Below are 18091 nucleotides of genomic sequence, written 5' to 3' on the forward strand. Positions count from 1 at the left end.
GCCATCGTCCTTTGCGCTGCGTGACGTGGCCGCTATGCTCTGGCAAGCGGCGCATGTGGCAGGGTGGGATCGCCTGGCAACAGGCTACACGCGTGCCGTGGTAGTAGCCTTGCGTTTTACGCATAACAGAAATGCGCCTGAAGCCAGGCGCCCGAAGCGTTCGCGACGTAACAATCGCTACATTCCCGGAGGTTCCGGATTGCTCTCATCCCGGCTCCGGCCCGATTGCACTGCACCATTTCCTTTCTGCCATGACCAGCCAATCCGTTGCAGCTACCGTGCCTTCCACTTCCTCCTCCGCCAATCCGGCGGCGCGCTCCGGCGGCCGGATCCTGGTGGACGCGCTGCGCATCAACGGCGCGGAGCGTATCTTCTGCGTGCCGGGTGAGAGCTTCCTGGATGTCCTCGACGCGCTGCACGACCAGCCCGCCATTGACCTGATCGTCTGCAAGCACGAAGGCGCCGCGGCCAACATGGCAGAGGCCGACGGCAAGCTCACGGGCCGCCCGGGCATCTGCTTCGTCACGCGCGGCCCGGGCGCCACGCACGCCAGCATCGGCGTGCATATCGCAGCGCAGGATTCCACGCCGATGCTGCTCTTCGTTGGGCAGATCGCTCGCGGCCACAAGGGCCGGGAGGCCTTCCAGGAGGTCGACTACGGCGCCATGTTCGGCTCCATCGCCAAGTGGGTGGTGGAGATCGAGGATCCGGCTCGTATCCCTGAGCTGGTGGCACGCGCGTTCCAGTGCGCCACCTCGGGCCGGCCCGGCCCGGTGGTGATTTCCCTGCCCGAAGACGTCCTGGACGGCCTGTGCGAGGTGGCCGATACTGGCCGCTATCGCCCGGTGGCGGCGGCACCGCGCGCGGTCGATGCCGATGCGCTCGCTGCCGCGCTGGCGGGGGCCGAGCGCCCGCTGGTGATTGCCGGCGGCGCCAACTGGAGCGCGCAGGCGGCGGCCGATTTTGCGGCCTTCGTGCAGCGCTGGAACCTGCCGGTGGCCTGTGCGTTCCGCCGCCAGGACGTATTCGATAATCGCGATCCGCACTACGTTGGGCACCTCAGTCTGGGCGTCAACCCGGCGTTGGCCGAGCGCGTGCGCACGGCCGACGTGATCCTGGCCTTCGGCACGCGGCTGGGCGATATCGCGACCGACGGCTACACCTTGCTGGAGGCCCCGCAGCCGCGCCAGCGCCTGTTCCACCTGCACGCCGACAGTGCCGAGCTGGGCCGCGTCTACCAGCCCGAGCTGGCCATCCATGCGGGCATCGAGCCCGGCGCCGCCATGCTGGCCGCGCTCACGCCGCCGGCGGCGGTGCGCTGGGGCGACTGGACCAGCGCCGCGCGCGCCGCGCATGGCGTCTTCGTGGCCCCGGCCAAGCCGCACCCGCAGCTCACCGGCGTGGACATGGGCGCGGTGGTCGCGCACCTGGACCGGGTCTTGCCCGACGACGCTGTGCTGACCAACGGCGCCGGCAACTACACGGTCTGGCTGCATCGCTACTACGCCTATCGCCAGCCGCGCACCGAACTGGCCCCCACCTGCGGTGCCATGGGCTACGGCCTGCCCGCGGCGATCGCCGCCAAGCTGCGCGACCCGCAGCGCACCGTGGTGTGCTTCGCCGGCGACGGCTGCTTCCTGATGTACCCGCAGGAAGTGGCCACGGCCGCGCAGTACGGCGCCAACCTGATCGTGGTGGTGGTCAACAACGGCATGTACGGCACCATCCGCATGCACCAGGAGAAGCGCTATCCCGGGCGCGTCAGCGGCACGGACATCCCGAGCCCGGATTTTGTGGCGATGGCGCAGTCGTGCGGGGCCTGGGCGGAGCGCGTGACGCAGACGGAAGATTTCGCCGCGGCCTTTGCGCGCGCGCAGGCCGCGGGCAAGCCCGCCGTGCTGGAGCTGGTCACGGACCCGCGCCAGATCACCCCGGCGATGCGGATCGCGGACTGAAAGAAGAAGAAAGCAAAAAACAAAATACAAGACAGGAGACATCCCATGACCGATGCCACGCTGGCCGACTTGCGCAGCCAGTTTGCCGGCCGCTTGCTGAGCGCCGCCGATGACACTGCGCCGTTTCTCACCGACTGGCGCCGCAGCTGGACCGGCCGCGCCCTGGCCGTGGCGCAGCCCGATAGCACGGCCGACGTGGCGGCCATCGTGCGCTGGTGCGCGGCGCGCCAAGTGCCGCTGGTGCCGCAGGGTGGCAATACGGGCATGGTGGGTGGCGCCATCCCGGACGACCGCGGCCGCGCGCTGGTGCTGTCCACGGCGCGGTTGAACCGCATCCGCGAGATCGATCCGATCAACAACACGCTCACCGCGGAGGCGGGCTGCATCCTGGCCGCCGTGCAGCAGGCGGCGCAGGAAGCGGGGCGCTTGTACCCGCTGTCGCTCGGCGCGGAGGGCAGTTGCACCATCGGCGGCAATCTCGCCAGCAACGCGGGCGGGGTGCAGGTGCTGCGCTACGGCAATACACGCGAGCTGTGCCTGGGGCTGGAAGTGGTAACGCCCGACGGCGAGATCTGGGACGGCCTGCGCGGCCTGCGCAAGGACAACACCGGCTACGACCTCAAGCAGCTCTTTATCGGCGCGGAGGGCACGTTGGGCGTGATCACTGCCGCCACCCTCAAGTTGTTCCCGCGTCCGGCGGCGCGCATGACGGCGCTGGCCGCGGTGAGCGATCCGCATGCGGCACTGCGCCTGCTGGAACTGGCCCAGCGCCGGCTAGCCGCCACGCTGACGGCGTTCGAGTTGATGAGCGGCGTGTGCGTGGCACTGGTGGCGCGACATTTCCCGGACTGCCGCGCGCCCTTCGGGCAGGAGCATCCCTGGTATGTGCTGCTGGAGAGCAGCGACCCGCATAGCGAGGCGCACGCCACGCAGGCCTTCGGGGAGCTGATGGAAGAGGCCTTCGAGGCTGGCATCGTGGCGGACGCTGCCATCGCGGCCTCGCTGGCGCAGTCCGATGGGCTGTGGCGGATCCGCCATCACCTGCCGCAGGCCCAGTCGCTGGAGGGCGACAACCTCAAGCACGACATCTCGGTGCCGATCTCCGCGATCGGCGCGTTCATTGCGCACACCAGCGCCGCCATCGTGGCCGCCAATCCCGGCGCTCGCGTACTGGCTTTTGGCCATCTGGGCGACGGCAACCTGCATTACAACGTCAGCGCGCCGTACGGCGTGTCGCAAGCGGACTTTGTGCGGGCCAACGGCGCGGCCATCAGCGCGCTGGTGTACGAGGCCGTGCACCGTGTGCGTGGCTCGATCTCGGCCGAACATGGCATCGGCCAGCTCAAGGTCGACAAGAACGCGCACTACAAATCCGCTGTGGAAATGAAGCTGATGCAAAAGATCAAGCACGCGCTGGACCCGCACGGGCTGATGAACCCGGGCCGGCTGCTGCCGGGCGCATCGCACTGAGCGCACTGCACGCCACGCGCCAAGCATCACAACAAGAACCTGAGAGGAGACACCCATGCATCAAAGCTACAAGCCGTTGCGCCGCACGCTGCTGGCCGCCCTGGCCGCCACCGCCGCGTGCGTGGCGTTGCCCGTGCAGGCGGACACCTATCCGTCCAGGCCGATCCGCGTGGTGGTGCCGTTTGCCGCTGGCGGCAATACGGATATCGTGGCCCGGCTGATCGGGCGCGACCTGCAAAAGGCGCTGGGCCAGCCGGTGGTGGTGGAAAACCGCCCCGGCGCCTCGGGCAACATCGGCGCCGACATCGTTGCCAAGTCGGCGCCGGACGGCTACACCTTCCTGATGGGCACGGTTGGCACCAATGCGATCAATGCCAGCTTCTATCGCAAGATGCCCTACGATACGGCCAAGGATTTCACTGCCGTGGCCATGGTCGCCTCGGTGCCGAATATCCTGGTGGTCAATCCCGCCGTGCCGGCAAAGAACGTCAAGGAACTCACGCAGTTCGTGAAGAGCGAAAACGGCAAGGCCACCTTTGCCTCGTCGGGTGCGGGCAGCTCGATCCACCTGTCGGGCGAGCTGTACAAGGTCATGACCGGAATCCAGATGGTGCATGTGCCGTACAAGGGCAGCGCGCTGGCGGTGACCGACCTGATGGGCGGGCAGGTGCAGATCATGTTCGACAACGCGCCGACCTCGCTGCCCTTCGTCAAGTCCGGCAAGCTCAAGGCGCTTGCCGTGACCGGCACCCAGCGCATGAGCGCGCTGCCTGATGTGCCGACGATGGAAGAAGCCGGCCTGCCAGGCTTTGTGACCGGCTCGTGGTTCGGCCTGTTTGCCCCGGCTGGCACGCCGCGCGAGATCGTGTCGAAGGTGAGCGATGCGGTGATGGCGGCCATGCGCAGGCCCGAGTTCCGCGAGCAGCTGGTCCATGCCGGCGCCGAGCCGGACCCCAAGCCCGCCGCAGAATTCCAGGTCTTCGCGCTGGCCGAGAAGGCGCGCTGGGAAAAGGTGGTCAAGGCGGCCGGCGTATCGGTCAACGAGTAAAACCCTGGGCGCGCCGGTCGCGCCCGACCTGACGGAGCCCCTATGCAAAGCCAACCCCCAGCCACCGTGCGCCATGACGCCGCCGCGCTGCGCAGCATGGCGCAGGCCATGTTCGAGCGCGCGGGCATGCCCGCCGACCGGGCCGCCGACGTGGCGGACATCCTGGTCGAAGGCGACCTGATGGGCCACGATACACACGGCCTGCAATTGCTGCCCACCTACCTGGCCGAGATCGAAAGCGGCAGCATGGCCGTCAAGGAGGACTACGAGGTGCTGGCCAACCGCGCCGCCGTGGCCACCTGGGACGGCAAGCGCCTGCCGGGGCCCTGGCTGACCCTGCGCGCCATGCAAAGCGCGATGGCGCGGGCGCGCGACTACGGCACCGGCACGGTCACCATCCGCCGCGCGCACCATATTGCGTGCCTGGCCGCCTACCTGGAGCGCGCCACGCGGGAAGGCTTCGTCATGCTGCTGTACTCTTCGGCGCCGGCCGCCATGACCGTGGCGCCGTTCGGCGGCACCCGCCCCGTGTTCTCGCCCAGTCCTGTGGCGGCGGGCTTTCCCACGCCCGACGGCCCGGTGCTGATCGATGTCTCCACCTCGGTCACCACGGTCGGCCTGACCACGCGGCTGTACAAGGAAGGCAAGCGCCTGCCGCACCAGTGGCTGATCGATGAGAACGGGAACGCCAGCGACGACCCCGCCGTCATGTTTGCGCCGCACGCGGGCTCGATCCTGCCGCTGGGCGGGCTCGATGCCGGCCATAAGGGCTATGCGTTGTCGCTGATGGTGGAAGCGCTGACCGCCGGCCTGTCCGGCCATGGCCGCGACGATCCGGGCAAGCGCTGGGGCAATACCGTGTTCCTGCAGATACTGGATCCGTCTGCCTTTGCCGGTGAAGAAGCCTTTGCCGGGCAAATGGGCTGGATCGCGCGGGCCTGCACGGATAATCCGCCGCGCCCTGGCGTGGATCGCGTGCGCCTGCCGGGGCAGGGTGCGCTGGAACGCAAGGCGCGCCAGCTGCGCGATGGCGTGGCGCTGAATCCCGCCATCCTGCCGCAGATCCAGCCCTGGCTGGACAAGTTCGGCATGGCGGCGCCGGCGCCGCTGGCTTGAGGCGCAGCCCGGCGCCGAAGCGCGATCAGTCCTGCCAGAAGCCCGCGTGCGCCTGCGCCGCCTCGTCCTCCAGCGCGGGGCCCAGCACGGCGACGCTGTGCTGCCCGCGCGCGAACACCTCCCGGCAGGGCAGCGAGAAGGTGGGGTTCTCGGGGTGCGCGCCGGTCAGCGTCAGCAACCGGTGCTCGGACAGCGCGTACACGACCCGCCCGATGTTGCACCAGTAGATCGCGCCGGCACACATGCAGCAGGGCTCCGCGCTGGTGTAGAGCGTGGCGCTGGCGAGTGCCTGCGGCGACAGCTTGCGGGCGGCTTCGGCCGCGGCGACCAGTTCGGCATGCTGGGTGGGGTCGCCCTCGGGCGGCATCGAGTTGTTGCCGGCGCTGGCGATGATATTGCCGTCGGCGTCCGCCACCAGCGCCGCAAAAGGATGCCGCCCGCGGGCGCGGGACGCCGCCGACAGGCGGATGGCCTCGCGCAGCAGGCGCAGGTCCTGCTGGCTCATCCCCGTGGCAGCAGCGGTAACGTCGGCGGCAATCAATGTGGTCATGGTCTGGTCCCGGTGGGTTCGTGAAGCGCGTGCCGGCGCGACGGCGTGGTGGTCTGGTGCGAATCATGACATGCAAGCCGCAGGGCAGACCACGGCCGCCGCCATCATGGCGGCAAAACGCGGGTGCCTAGCGATGGTCGGCCGGGATTCGCAAAGAATCCGCAGAACCTCCGCAAAGCGGTGGATGGGATAAAGCGCCTCAGGAGAGCCCGAACGTTTTCCGCAGACTTGCATCGACCGGGCCTGCCGGCATGAAACGGCGCAGCTTGCTCAGGAGGGAGGCCTCGCCTTTGGGTGTGCGGCGCATTTTCCACGTACCAAAGGCGGCATCGACGACCGTGCTCGCGACGCCATCGGGATCCGGTGCTTTTTGTACACTTTCTTGAATCGCCTGCGAAACGACGCTGCGCTCGTCGTCGTAGGCAGTTACCTTGGAAACTGCATGAGGGGCATTGATGTCCAGACTAGTCTTGGTAAATGAGGGTTCGACAAGCACCACACGGATGCCGAACTTGCGCACCTCGTGGTCCAGTGTTTCGGACACCCCCTCCACGGCGTGTTTGGACGCCGAATAGAGACCCATGTACGGCGCTGGCAGAAACCCGAGCACCGAGCTGATGTTGACAATTCTTCCCGAACCTTGCTCGCGCATGTGTGGCAATACGGCTCGTGTGGTGCGCAAGATGCCAAACACGTTGGTGTCAAACAGCGCCTGCCCTTCGGCGATCGAGGTTTCTTCGGTCGCTCCGAGCAGCGTCACGCCGGCACTGTTGACCAGCACGTCGATGCGCTCGGCCTGCGCGATGATGGCCTGGATCCCCCTCTGAACAGAGGCTTCATCGCGGATATCCATCTCGACCAGCTCAACGCCCGGTAGCGGCTGCGCTTTTGCGACGTTGCGCACGGTGCCGAATACCAGACAGCCCCGCAGCGCAAACTTCGCGGCGGTGGCACGGCCGATGCCCGAGGACACGCCTGTAATGACGACAACTTTGGAACTAGACATGGCAGTTTCTTTCGGTATGCGTGGTTCGGTGCTGCGGTAAAGGTTCGAGCGATGAGCCGTGCTGAATGCGCAGCCTCATCCGCACAGTGACTATTTGCTAGCAACGTCGATCGATTCGTTGGGCTGCCACCCACCGCCCAGGGCCTTGAAAGCCGCGACGGCAGCGCGCGCTGATTCGGTTTGCGCCTGCGCGCGCGCGTCTGATGTACGTAACAGGCTTTCGTCGGCTTGCAGGACTTCAATCAGGCTGACGACGCCTTTTTGATACGCAGCAAACGATGCATTTCGCGCGCGGCCAAGCGAATCCACGCCTTGTGTGAGCACGGCCGCTTGCTCTTCGCGCTTGACGAGGGCAGAGAAGGCGTCTTCCACATCCTGCGTGGCGCGCAGCACGGCGAGCCGGTACGCGGCCAGCATCTCCGCCTCTTGCCCCTTGGCCTGATCGATCTGCGCGTTGATACGGCCGAAGTCGAACAGGCGCCAGCGCAGGCCAAGCACGCCGGCAAATTGACTGGCACCGCTGCCGAACAGACTGCCGGCGCCCACCGATGTGGCGCTGCCCAGCAGGCCGCTGAGCGAGAACTTCGGGTAGTACTCCGCAATGGCGACACCGATGCGCGCGTTGGAAGCCGCCAGGCGGCGCTCGGCAACGATGAGGTCAGGGCGGCGCCTCAGTAATTCGCCCGGCGATCCGCTGATCGCAATTTGCGGAGCGGCCGGGATGTCGCCGCCTTGCGCAAGCTCCGCCCGGTGCGTGCCCGGCAGCGAGCCGAGCATCACATCCAGCGCGTTCATCGCCGCATCGAGGCCAGCCTCAAGCTGTGGGATGGAAGCGCGAACCTGAGCGAGTGCGCCTTCGGCCTGCCGGACTTGAAGCTCGGCCGCCAGTCCCTTGCCGTACAGCAGGTTGATGGTGGAGAGCAATTCTTCTTGCGTCTGTACCTGGTGGCGGGCCACTTTCAAGCGCGTCTGTAAGCCGCGGATGATGATGTAGATATCGGCAGTCTGTGCGGCCACGGCCAGCCGTGTGGCGACTGCGCCCGCCTGGGAGGCCTGGTAGTCGGCAAGAGCCCCTTCGCGGCCACGGCGCAGGCCGCCGAATACGTCCAACTCCCAGCTTGCGCTGACATCGGCCTCAAAAGCGTTGCCGTAGCGATCGAAGCCGGGCCGCGAATTCAAGACGCGGCCCAAAGGGGTTTCGACGGACTGGTACGCACGCGCGGCCTGGCCCGTGACATTGCCGGAGGGCAGCAACGCAGCATTGGCAGCGCCAAGCCCCGCACGGGCTTGCGTGACGCGGGCGAAGGCCTGTGCAAGGTCCAGGTTTTGTTCCAGCGCGAGCTGCACGTACCGCGTAAGTTGCGGATCGCCAAAGCCAGCCCACCACGCAGGCAGATCGGCTTCGGCGTTGGCTGTCCGCTGCTCCACTGCTGTCTGGCCCTGGAATTGTCGGGGAACCGGCACATCTGGCTTCACATAATCGGGGCCGACGGCACAACCGGTCGCCAGGCTGGCAGCGAAGAGGGCCATAAAGGAGTGTTTTGGCAGCATGGATGTCTTCCATCGTGTTTTTGTGACTATAGTACAAAATGGTCACACGTTGTTCAACTATCGCGACTCGCGTAAGCTGGAGCCTATGAAGACCACCCCCTACCCCGTTTCCGCCCGTGGCCCGGCGGACCATGACGTGCGAGACCAGATCGTTGCCGCCGCCACCGAGCACTTCAGCCGCTACGGCTACGAGAAAACCGCCGTTTCCGATCTGGCCAAGGCCATCGGTTTTTCCAAGGCCTACATCTACAAGTTCTTCGAGTCCAAGCAGGCCATTGGCGAGATGATCTGCGCCAACTGCCTGCGCGACATCGAGGCCGACGTGAATGCCGCCCTGGCCGACGCCGACTCCCCGCCGGAGAAGCTCCGGCGCATGTTCAAAGCCTTGACTGAGGCCAGCCTTCGGTTGTTTTCCCACGACCGCAAGCTGTACGAGATCGCGGCCTCGGCAGCGACTGAACGCTGGCAAGCGGTGATCGCCTATGAGGACCGCATCCAGAGGTTGTTGCGCGATGTGCTGCAGGAGGGCCGGGAGACCGGAGATTTCGAGCGCAAGACGCCGTTGGACGAGGCCACGACGGCCATCTACCTGGTCATGCGCCCGTACATGAATCCGTTGCTTTTGCAGTACAGCTTTGACTACACGGAAAGTGCGCCCGGGCTGCTCTCCAGCCTCGTGCTTCGGAGTCTTTCCCCCTGATGTGCAGATTTTTTTGATTGTGACCATTGACTAAAATAGTCACAAGAACCAGAATGAAAGCCCAGATCATCTTGTCGATGGGGCTTTCATGCTTTCTCGTTGCTTTGTTACCTCTATCGTTATTGGTGCGTTGCCGCTCGCTTTGAGCGCTTGCGGCGAAAAGGCCCCTGCCGATCCGCGCACCGAGGCACCGTTGGTGCGTGCCGCGTTCGTTCAGCCCGTCGCTTCCGCGTCCCGTTCATTCACGGGGGTTGTCGCTGCCCGGGTGCAGAGTGATCTCGGGTTCCGCGTGCCCGGCAAGGTGTTGGAGCGGCTTGTGGATGCCGGACAGACCGTCAAGCGCGGGCAACCGCTCATGCGCATCGACCCTGTCGATCTGAAGCTCGCCGCGCACGCACAGCAAGAAGCCGTGGGCGCCGCGCGAGCGCGCGCGCACCAGACGGCGGAAGACGAAGCCCGCTACCGCGATCTGCGAGGAACTGGCGCCATTTCCGCCTCAGCCTATGACCAAGCCAAGGCTGCGGCGGACGCAGCCAAAGCCCAGCTGAGCGCAGCGCAAGCGCAGGCCGATGTTGCGCGTAACGCCAGCCGTTACGCAGAGCTTGTTGCCGATGGTGAAGGCGTGGTCATGGAGACGCTGGCCGAGCCCGGCCAGGTCGTCAACGCAGGGCAAGCCGTCGTACGGCTGGCCCACGCTGGCCGCCGTGAAGCGGTGGTCCAGTTGCCGGAAACGTTGCGGCCGGCGATCGACTCTGTCGCACAAGCCACGCTTTTCGGTAAGGAAAGCGCCGGTGTACCTGCCAAGCTGCGGCAACTGTCGGATGCTGCCGATCGGCTTACCCGCACGTTCGAAGCGCGCTATGTGCTGGATGGGGAACTGGCCAATGCGCCGCTGGGCGCCACCGTGACGATCCAGATTCCCGATCGGCTTACCACCGTGCAAGGCGATCTGCAGGTGCCGCTTGGTGCCGTGTTCGATGCCGGCAAGGGCCCGGGCGTGTGGGTCATCCAGGGTGATCCGGCGAAGGTGTCGTGGCGATCCGTCACCATCGTGCGCCTCGGTGACGAAAGCGCTCGGGTTGCTGGCCAAGTCAAGCAAGGGGACCGGATCGTCGCGCTTGGTGTACAACTGCTGCGTGAAGGACAGCAAGTCCGTGTGGCAGGGCAAGGTGCCAGCACTGCCATCGCGGGGGTGCGCCTGTGAGCCAAGGTCGTTTCAATCTATCGGCGCTCGCCGTGCGCGAGCGCGCCATCACGTTGTTCCTTATCTGCCTGATCTCCCTGGCGGGTCTCATTTCCTTCTTCAAGCTGGGCCGCGCGGAAGACCCGGCGTTTACGGTCAAGGTGATGACCATCATCACCGCGTGGCCCGGCGCCACCGCGCAGGAAATGCAGGATCAGGTGGCCGAGAAGCTCGAAAAGCGCATGCAGGAGCTGCGCTGGTATGACCGCACGGAAACGTACACGCGGCCGGGCCTGGCGTTCACTACGTTGACCCTGCTCGACAGCACGCCACCGTCGGAAGTGCAGGAGGAGTTTTACCAAGCGCGCAAGAAGGTCAGCGACGAGGTGGCCAACCTCCCGCCCGGCGTGATCGGGCCGATGGTCAACGACGAGTATGCGGACGTGACCTTTGCGTTGTTTGCGCTCAAGGCGCAGGGCGAACCGCAACGTGTGCTCGCGCGAGATGCGGAGACGCTGCGTCAGCGCTTGCTGCACGTGCCTGGCGTGAAGAAGGTCAACATCATCGGCGAGCAGTCGGAGCGCATCTATGTCGAGTTCTCCCATGACCGGCTGGCGACGCTGGGCGTGAGTCCGCAAGAAGTGTTTGCCGCGCTCAACAGCCAGAATGCCCTGACGGCAGCCGGCTCGGTAGAGACGAAAGGGCCGCAGGTATTCATCCGTCTGGACGGCGCGTTCGACGAGCTGCAGAAGATTCGGGATACGCCGGTTGTATCGCAGGGCCGAACGTTGAAGCTGTCGGACATTGCCACGGTCAAGCGCGGCTACGAGGATCCTGCCACGTTCATGGTGCGCAATGGTGGCCAGCCTGCCTTGCTGCTGGGCATCGTCATGCGCGAAGGCTGGAACGGGCTGGACCTGGGCAAGGCGCTCGACAAGGAGGTGGGCGCCATCAATGCTGACATGCCGCTCGGCATGAGCTTGACCAAGGTGACCGACCAGGCAGTCAACATCGCCGCTGCCGTCGATGAGTTCATGCTCAAGTTCTTCGCCGCGCTGCTGGTGGTCATGCTGGTGAGCTTCGTCAGCATGGGCTGGCGCGCGGGCCTGGTGGTGGCCGCGGCCGTGCCGTTGACACTGGCGGTCGTCTTTGTGGTGATGGCTGCGACAGGCAAGAACTTCGACCGCATCACACTTGGATCTTTGATTCTGGCGCTCGGCTTGCTGGTGGACGACGCCATCATCGCCATCGAAATGATGGTGGTGAAGATGGAAGAAGGCTACGGCCGCGTCGCCGCTTCGGCATATGCATGGAGCCACACTGCGGCGCCCATGCTGTCGGGCACGCTGGTGACCGCCGTCGGCTTCATGCCCAATGGCTTTGCGCGATCCACCGCGGGCGAATACACCAGCAACATGTTCTGGATCGTCGGCATTGCGCTGATCACGTCCTGGGTGGTCGCAGTGGTGTTCACGCCTTACCTAGGCGTAAAGATGCTGCCCGACTTCAAGAAGGTCGAAGGCGGCCACGATGCGATTTACGACACCCTGCGTTACAACCGCTTCCGTGCGCTGCTCGGGCGCGTGATTGCGCGCAAATGGCTGGTCGCGGGTTCGGTCGTCGGGCTCTTTGTCTTGGCCATTCTCGGTATGGCGGTGGTCAAGAAGCAGTTCTTCCCAATTTCGGATCGGCCTGAAGTGCTGGTCGAGGTGCAGATGCCCTATGGAACATCGATCAACCAGACCAGCGCGGCCACCGCAAAGCTGGAAGCTTGGCTCGCCAAACAGAAGGAAGCCAAGATTGTGACGGCTTACGTTGGCCAGGGTGCGCCGCGCTTTTATCTGGCGATGGGGCCGGAACTACCGGATCCGTCGTTCGCCAAGATCGTGATCCGCACCGACAGCCAGGAAGAGCGTGACGCGTTGAAGCAGCGCCTGCGCCAGGCCATTGCCGACGGCCTCGCCCCCGAGGCGCGCGTACGGGTCACGCAGCTCGTGTTCGGTCCGTACTCTCCGTTCCCGGTTGCCTATCGCGTGACCGGCCCCGATGCGCAGACGTTGCGCCGCATCGCGGCCGATGTCCGGCAGGTGATGGACGCCAGCCCGATGATGCGCACCGTCAACACTGACTGGGGGATGCGCGTACCCACGCTGCACTTCACCTTGCAGCAGGACCGCTTGCAGGCCGTTGGGCTGACCTCCAGCGCCGTCGCGCAACAATTGCAGTTCCTGCTCAATGGCATTCCGGTGACGGCGGTGCGCGAGGACATCCGCACCGTGCAGGTGACCGCGCGCTCGGCCGGCGACATCCGACTGGATCCGGCCAAGATTGGCGACTTCACGCTAGCCGGCGCCAACGGGCAACGCATTCCGCTCTCGCAAGTGGGCAAGATCGATGTGCGCATGGAGGAACCCATCATCCGCCGGCGCGACCGCGTGCCGACCATCACGGTGCGCGGCGACATTGCCGATGGCCTGCAGCCGCCCGACGTGTCGACAGCCATCAGCAAGCAGCTTCAGCCGATCATCGAGAAGCTGCCCAGCGGATACCGCATTGAACAAGCGGGCTCCATCGAAGAATCGGGCAAGGCGACGAAGGCCATGCTGCCGCTGTTCCCGATCATGCTGGCCGTCACACTGTTGATCCTCATCTTCCAGGTGCGGTCCATTCCGGCGATGGTCATGGTGTTCCTGACCAGCCCCCTCGGCTTGATTGGTGTGGTGCCAACGCTGATTCTGTTCGGGCAGCCGTTCGGCATCAACGCGCTGGTCGGCCTGATCGCGTTGTCGGGCATCTTGATGCGCAACACGCTGATCCTGATCGGGCAGATTCAGCACAACAAAGCCGAAGGGTTGGACCCGTTCAGGGCCGTTGTAGAAGCCACCGTCCAGCGTGCGCGGCCAGTGATTCTCACCGCGTTGGCCGCCATCCTGGCCTTCATTCCGCTGACCCATTCAGTGTTCTGGGGCGCACTCGCTTACACGCTCATCGGCGGGACATTTGCTGGGACGATTTTGACCCTGGTGTTCCTGCCGGCCATGTACTCGATCTGGTTCAGGATTCGGCCAGGCAACGCGGCCGATGCACAGCGCGATCGGCACGAGACCACCGCGCAGCCCGCCGGAAAACTGGTGCCCGAGTCATATTGAATTGCAAGGGCATGTTCCTGCCACATTTCCCTTGATTCCAATCCACTTGCATTAAAGCGTCTTCTAGACGAGACATTGGGTGCATGACCTCCACCCAAGGTGTGCTGCTGTGCGATAGGTCATAAAAATCGTGGTGAGGAGACAAAATATGAAGGTAAATCCAATTCTTCTGGGCTCCTTGAGCCTATTTTCTGGCATGACCTGGGCTCAGTCTAACGTTATTCTGTATGGCGTTGCAGATATGAGCATGGAATACGCAAATCACGTCGGTACGGTGCCATTGGTAAGCAATGGGTTCAATAGTGGGGCCGGAAAAAACGTCTATCGAATGGATTCTGGTGGTCTGTCTGGATCGCGCTGGGGGATTCGCGGCACAGAGGATATTGGTGGAGGCCTGCAGTCCATTTTTGTCCTGGAAAGCGGCGTGAGTCTCGATAACGGTACTCAGATGCAGGGTCGACTTTTTGGTCGACAGGCGTTCGTTGGATTGCAAAGTAGCTCCCTTGGAAAATTCACATTCGGGCGTCAATACACATCGCTGTTTGATTCCATTGCGAATTTCTCACCAACAATCTACGCAACGCAGTACTCGCCAACCGTACTTCTTCTTGGGCCTGCCTATCGAGAAGACAACACGGCGAAATATAGCGGTGCTTTCGGTCCCTTCACTATCGGTGCCCATTGGTCCTTTGGAACAGGTCTCGCGTTACCCGCCACCGCGCCAAGCACAATCCCGCTCACAGGAACCGGCGAGGTTCCGGGGCAATTTCGCAGAGACTCCGCGTATGGCGTTGGAGTGAATTATTTTGGCGGAAGTTTTGGAGCAGCGCTAGCCTTTGACGAATTCAATCCGAGCATGGTGAACGGGACGGGAGGATTCAAAAAACTCGCGGTTGCCGGAAGCTATGCCGCGGGGCCCGCAAAGATAATGGCCGGGTACCGCTGGGGAAAGAATAAAGATGGGGCCGGAAGTGAAATCCTGCGAGACGATTTCTATTGGATCGGCGCAAACTACAAGTTGACACCGAGTGTGGATTTCACTTTGGAGTACGCGTACGACAAGATTCACCGAAGAGTAGGTGAATCGCAAATGGGAAATCCATGGCAAGTAACGGCAATCGCCAATTATTCATTCTCCAAGCGTACAAGTGCCTACGTCGTAACTTCTTTCGCAAAGAACGCGGGACTCAATCTTGATAATAGCGCCGTAAATTATGCCAACAGTCTGGGGACAGGGAATAGCTATGCCCTCGGTGCAGGCGAGACGTCCATGCTTGGGGTAGGGCTTGGACTTCGCCACACGTTTTGAGCGGCGTTATGAGATGCCTTACAAGAATATTCAGATGGTATTTTCCTCAAGGAGCGAAAAATGATTACCAAGTCGGTAATTTTTGGTGGGTTCGCCGTCGCGGTGCTGGTGGCCTCGAGCTTCACAACGGTTGCGCCCGCGCGAAGCAAGGGCGAAAAGAGACGCTCTTGGGTGGACGCTGCGCTCCACGTCAAGTACGACGCCAAAGGCAATGCGGCGAAGTGGGGACCCTTCGATCCGTTCAGCGACGGCACGCGAACTGGCACGCCCGATCCACGTGTGGACACCGCGAAGTTCAAGGTGCTCGACACGTTCGGTACTGGCTTCGACATGCCATCGACCGACAGCGAGTCGCCAAGTAACAGGTTGACCTGAACACGTTGCTTCCGATGTTGGGCGCTGCGTAAGCAGCGGCAAACTTTTGCACCCGCCTGCCCATGTTACCTCCGTGCTCTCTCGACCTTGGGGCAGGCGGTCTTTTTTAATATCCGATTGCTTTCCCAACTCTTTTTTTACAAATCCCGGCCAATCGCTCCTAGCGATCCTGCGCGCGCAGCGCCGCTTCGATGCCGCGAATGCTCTCGAGCAGGCGCGGGCGCACCGTCTCAAGCAGTAGCGCGGCCGGCACGATGGCGGTAGGCCCGCTGCACGACAATGTCATCGGCGGCAGCGCCGGGCCGGGCCGGAACGCGGCGGCGATCGAGTTGATGTCGGGAAGCCATTCGCCAAACGACGTGGTGCAGCCCTGGCGCTCCACCTCCGCGCGGCTGCGCTCCACAATGGCCTGCGCATTGGGGGCGTCCACCCCTTCCTGTTGCCGGAAGGCAGCCAGTGCTTGCCGTTGTTCCACGGCCGGCAACGCTTGCAGGTAGGCACGCCCCGCGGCCGAGGTCAGCCCGGAAATGCGCGTGCCGACCGCCACCCGCAACGTCAGGTATGACTCCGACTGGCAGTTCTCAAAGATCAGCATCTGCGCCCGATCGCGCACGATCAGCGACGTCACGCCCTGGGACAGGTCGGCCAGCTCCTGCATGAACGGCCGCACCACCGCCAGCACATCCACGCCATGTTGTGCCGCCGGCGCGAGGGCCAGCGCCGAGCTGCCGAGCTGGTACTTGGCCAGCTCCGGGTCCAGGCGCAGGTAGCCCAGCTCGGTCAAGGTATGCGTGAGGCGCGACACTGTGGATTTGGGCAGGCCGCAGCGCTGCGCCAGCTCGGCATTGCCCAGCCGCGTCTCAAAGCTGCGGAAACTCGCCAGCACATCGAGGCCCCGCGCCAGCGCGGTCACGAAATGCCGGTCTTCCTTGTGCTGCTGCATGTGCTGCGGCACTTGCGTTTCGTGCGGCGGATCTTCGGTCTGCGGTCCGGACATGGGTGGCCTCGGCTGGCTTGGGGCTGAGCTTGCGTCTCAGCCTGCACTGGCCAGCAGCTCACGCAGCTTGGCCTTGAGTATCTTGCCGGACGGTGCGGCCGGCAGGTGGGCCACGATCCTGACCTCCGCCGGCATCTTGTAGGGCGACAGCTGCTCACGCAGGAAGGTGCGCAGCGCGGCCTGGTCCAGCGTCATGCCCTCGCGCACTTCCACAAAGGCGATCACTTCCTCGTTGCCTTCCACCGCGCGTCCCACCACCGCCGACTGCAGCACGGCCGGGTAGGCGTTGATCGATTGCTCGACCTCCTCCGGGTACACGTTGAAACCGGAATGGATGATGATTTCCTTGGAGCGCCCCACGATGGAGACGGCGCCGTCGGCATCGATGCGCGCCAGGTCGCCGGTGTGCAGCCAGCCGTCGGCGTCGATCACCTGCGCGGTCAGGTCGGCTCGGCGGTAGTAGCCCTTCATCACGTTGGGGCCGCGTACCAGCAGCTCGCCGCTGCCATCGGGCAGGGGCTCGCCCAGGCGGATCTCCACGTCAGGCACCACCGGGCCCACCGAGCAATCCGTGCGCGGCGATTCCACCCGGGTCTGGCAGACCGTGGGCGAGGTCTCGGTCATGCCATAGCCGTTGTGCAGGATGATGCCGAAGCTCGCTTCAAACGCCGCCTTGAGCGTGGCGGTGAGCGGCGCGCCGCCAGATTGCGCCATGCGCAGCGCGGGCGCTTGCAGCGGCGTTGCCTGGGCGCGGCTCCATTCGATCAGCTTGGCATACATGGCGGGCACGCCATGCAGCACGGTGAGCCGCTCCGCGACCAGCGCGTGCGCCAGCTTCTCGGGGCGGAATCGCGGTTCGTAGAACACCGTGGCGCCGTTGGAGAGCGGACCCACCAACAGCACGGAGAGACCGTAGACGTGCGAGATCGGCAGCACACCGTAGACCCGGTCGCCCGGCTGCACGCGCGCCTGCAGGCGGTTGGAGCGCCCGATGAACATCAGGTTGGCGTGCGTCAGCATCACGGCCTTGGCGGCGCCGGTGGTGCCAGTGGTGTAGATCAGCGCGGCTACCTGGTCGCGCGCCGCTGCGTCCACCGGCTCAGCCACGGCGGCTGCATTGAGCGCGCCCAGCAGCAGCTTGCCCGCATGCGGCCATTCGGCCGGTTGCGCGCCGAGCGCCAGGCCGTGCTCGCGTGCTTCGGGATGGGCGTTGTCGAGGTAGAGCGCGATGCGCGCGCCCGAGTGTTCGATGATGTTGTCGATCTCGCGGGCGGACAGGCGGGCATTGACCGGCACGGCCCATGCGTCCAGCGCGCTAAGCGCCAGGATCAGCACCGCGCAGCCCACGCTGTTCTCGGTCACCAGCACCACGCGATCGCCGCCGCGCACGCCGGCGCCAGCCAGTGCGCGGGCGGTTTCGGCAATGGCGCCGTCCAGCTCGCCGTAGCGCAGGGACCGCTCGGCGTCCATCAGGGCCACGCGCTCGGGGTGGCTCTGGACCCAGGGGCCGATGGTCTGGTGCAGGCGGGAAAATGCAGTGGCAGGCGAAGCGGACGGGGCGGCAGCCGGCGCGTGCGCGGCGGGCGTGGGGGTGCTACTCATCACAGTCTCCAGATAAGGCGTCCGGCGTGGGCCGCCGGATTTTTCGATGGCGGAATACTCCCACCGATCGCCTTACACGT

At 64.8% G+C, this 18091-nt stretch carries 14 protein-coding genes; 9 read left to right on the plus strand and 5 right to left on the minus strand.

From position 1 onward, the window contains the following. Positions 1–251: 251 nt before the first annotated feature. The 4 genes from AC1RQC_RS22770 to AC1RQC_RS22785 are packed head-to-tail and all read left to right on the plus strand — an operon-like array spanning position 252 to position 5589. Complete coding sequence (locus AC1RQC_RS22770) at positions 252–1955, plus strand: thiamine pyrophosphate-binding protein (protein WP_492884718.1); 1704 nt, start codon at positions 252–254, stop codon at positions 1953–1955. A 45-nt stretch (positions 1956–2000) separates the two neighbouring features. Then, positions 2001–3425 carry an FAD-binding oxidoreductase gene (locus tag AC1RQC_RS22775; protein WP_492884720.1) on the plus strand — a complete coding sequence of 475 codons (1425 nt, stop codon included), beginning with the start codon at positions 2001–2003 and terminating at the stop codon, positions 3423–3425. Positions 3426–3480: 55 nt separating this feature from the next. Further along, the gene (locus AC1RQC_RS22780; protein WP_492374252.1) at positions 3481–4473 is read left to right on the plus strand and encodes a Bug family tripartite tricarboxylate transporter substrate binding protein; all 993 of its coding nucleotides are present in this window, start codon (positions 3481–3483) and stop codon (positions 4471–4473) included. Between the two features lie 42 nt (positions 4474–4515). Continuing rightward, a complete protein-coding gene (locus AC1RQC_RS22785; protein ID WP_492374251.1) occupies positions 4516–5589 on the plus strand; it encodes an Ldh family oxidoreductase in 1074 nt (357 codons plus the stop codon). Between the two features lie 25 nt (positions 5590–5614). Here AC1RQC_RS22785 and AC1RQC_RS22790 read toward each other — a convergent pair whose 3' ends face one another. The 3 genes from AC1RQC_RS22790 to AC1RQC_RS22800 all read right to left on the minus strand — a co-directional run bounded on the left by AC1RQC_RS22790 (position 5615) and on the right by AC1RQC_RS22800 (position 8696). Next, the gene (locus AC1RQC_RS22790; RefSeq protein ID WP_492374250.1) at positions 5615–6139 is read right to left on the minus strand and encodes a nucleoside deaminase; all 525 of its coding nucleotides are present in this window, start codon (positions 6137–6139) and stop codon (positions 5615–5617) included. A 199-nt stretch (positions 6140–6338) separates the two neighbouring features. After that, positions 6339–7145 carry an oxidoreductase gene (locus AC1RQC_RS22795; RefSeq protein WP_492374249.1) on the minus strand — a complete coding sequence of 269 codons (807 nt, stop codon included), beginning with the start codon at positions 7143–7145 and terminating at the stop codon, positions 6339–6341. Between the two features lie 90 nt (positions 7146–7235). Continuing rightward, entirely contained in the window at positions 7236–8696 is a 1461-nt protein-coding gene (locus AC1RQC_RS22800; RefSeq protein ID WP_492884723.1) for an efflux transporter outer membrane subunit, read from the minus strand. An 85-nt stretch (positions 8697–8781) separates the two neighbouring features. Between AC1RQC_RS22800 and AC1RQC_RS22805 the strand changes: the two genes are divergently transcribed. The 5 genes from AC1RQC_RS22805 to AC1RQC_RS22825 all read left to right on the plus strand — a co-directional run bounded on the left by AC1RQC_RS22805 (position 8782) and on the right by AC1RQC_RS22825 (position 15412). Then, positions 8782–9396, plus strand: coding sequence for a TetR/AcrR family transcriptional regulator (locus AC1RQC_RS22805; RefSeq protein WP_441637362.1), 615 nt, complete (start codon positions 8782–8784; stop codon positions 9394–9396). 88 nt (positions 9397–9484) lie between these two features. After that, a complete protein-coding gene (locus AC1RQC_RS22810; protein WP_492374247.1) occupies positions 9485–10600 on the plus strand; it encodes an efflux RND transporter periplasmic adaptor subunit in 1116 nt (371 codons plus the stop codon). Next, entirely contained in the window at positions 10597–13728 is a 3132-nt protein-coding gene (locus AC1RQC_RS22815) for an efflux RND transporter permease subunit (RefSeq protein ID WP_492884725.1), read from the plus strand. Before AC1RQC_RS22810 ends, AC1RQC_RS22815 begins: the two co-directional genes overlap by 4 nt. 148 nt (positions 13729–13876) lie before the next feature. After that, positions 13877–15037, plus strand: a complete 1161-nt coding sequence (locus AC1RQC_RS22820) for a porin (protein ID WP_492884727.1) — start codon at positions 13877–13879, stop codon at positions 15035–15037. 60 nt (positions 15038–15097) lie between these two features. Next, positions 15098–15412: a hypothetical protein gene (locus tag AC1RQC_RS22825; RefSeq protein WP_492374244.1), complete on the plus strand. Its 315-nt coding sequence runs from the start codon at positions 15098–15100 to the stop codon at positions 15410–15412. Between the two features lie 160 nt (positions 15413–15572). On the opposite strand, the gene AC1RQC_RS22830 is transcribed toward AC1RQC_RS22825, so the two are convergent. Both AC1RQC_RS22830 and AC1RQC_RS22835 read right to left on the minus strand, forming a co-directional pair. Beyond that, entirely contained in the window at positions 15573–16409 is an 837-nt protein-coding gene (locus tag AC1RQC_RS22830) for an IclR family transcriptional regulator (protein WP_492807367.1), read from the minus strand. 36 nt (positions 16410–16445) lie between these two features. After that, positions 16446–18011: a class I adenylate-forming enzyme family protein gene (locus tag AC1RQC_RS22835; RefSeq protein WP_492884729.1), complete on the minus strand. Its 1566-nt coding sequence runs from the start codon at positions 18009–18011 to the stop codon at positions 16446–16448. Between the last annotated feature and the right edge of the window lie 80 nt (positions 18012–18091).

It is taken from the genome of Cupriavidus sp. GW822-FHT03E04 (assembly GCF_058801495.1).

Excerpts from the sequence above, each read along its gene's own strand:
- AC1RQC_RS22770 (WP_492884718.1), top strand. The coding sequence starts at position 252 with ATGACCAGCCAATCCGTTGCAGCTACCGTGCCTTCCACTTCCTCCTCC.
- AC1RQC_RS22775 (WP_492884720.1), top strand. The coding sequence starts at position 2,001 with ATGACCGATGCCACGCTGGCCGACTTGCGCAGCCAGTTTGCCGGCCGC.
- AC1RQC_RS22780 (WP_492374252.1), top strand. The coding sequence starts at position 3,481 with ATGCATCAAAGCTACAAGCCGTTGCGCCGCACGCTGCTGGCCGCCCTG.
- AC1RQC_RS22785 (WP_492374251.1), top strand. The coding sequence starts at position 4,516 with ATGCAAAGCCAACCCCCAGCCACCGTGCGCCATGACGCCGCCGCGCTG.
- AC1RQC_RS22790 (WP_492374250.1), bottom strand. The coding sequence starts at position 6,139 with ATGACCACATTGATTGCCGCCGACGTTACCGCTGCTGCCACGGGGATG.
- AC1RQC_RS22795 (WP_492374249.1), bottom strand. The coding sequence starts at position 7,145 with ATGTCTAGTTCCAAAGTTGTCGTCATTACAGGCGTGTCCTCGGGCATC.
- AC1RQC_RS22800 (WP_492884723.1), bottom strand. The coding sequence starts at position 8,696 with ATGCTGCCAAAACACTCCTTTATGGCCCTCTTCGCTGCCAGCCTGGCG.
- AC1RQC_RS22805 (WP_441637362.1), top strand. The coding sequence starts at position 8,782 with ATGAAGACCACCCCCTACCCCGTTTCCGCCCGTGGCCCGGCGGACCAT.
- AC1RQC_RS22810 (WP_492374247.1), top strand. The coding sequence starts at position 9,485 with ATGCTTTCTCGTTGCTTTGTTACCTCTATCGTTATTGGTGCGTTGCCG.
- AC1RQC_RS22820 (WP_492884727.1), top strand. The coding sequence starts at position 13,877 with ATGAAGGTAAATCCAATTCTTCTGGGCTCCTTGAGCCTATTTTCTGGC.
- AC1RQC_RS22825 (WP_492374244.1), top strand. The coding sequence starts at position 15,098 with ATGATTACCAAGTCGGTAATTTTTGGTGGGTTCGCCGTCGCGGTGCTG.
- AC1RQC_RS22830 (WP_492807367.1), bottom strand. The coding sequence starts at position 16,409 with ATGTCCGGACCGCAGACCGAAGATCCGCCGCACGAAACGCAAGTGCCG.
- AC1RQC_RS22835 (WP_492884729.1), bottom strand. The coding sequence starts at position 18,011 with ATGAGTAGCACCCCCACGCCCGCCGCGCACGCGCCGGCTGCCGCCCCG.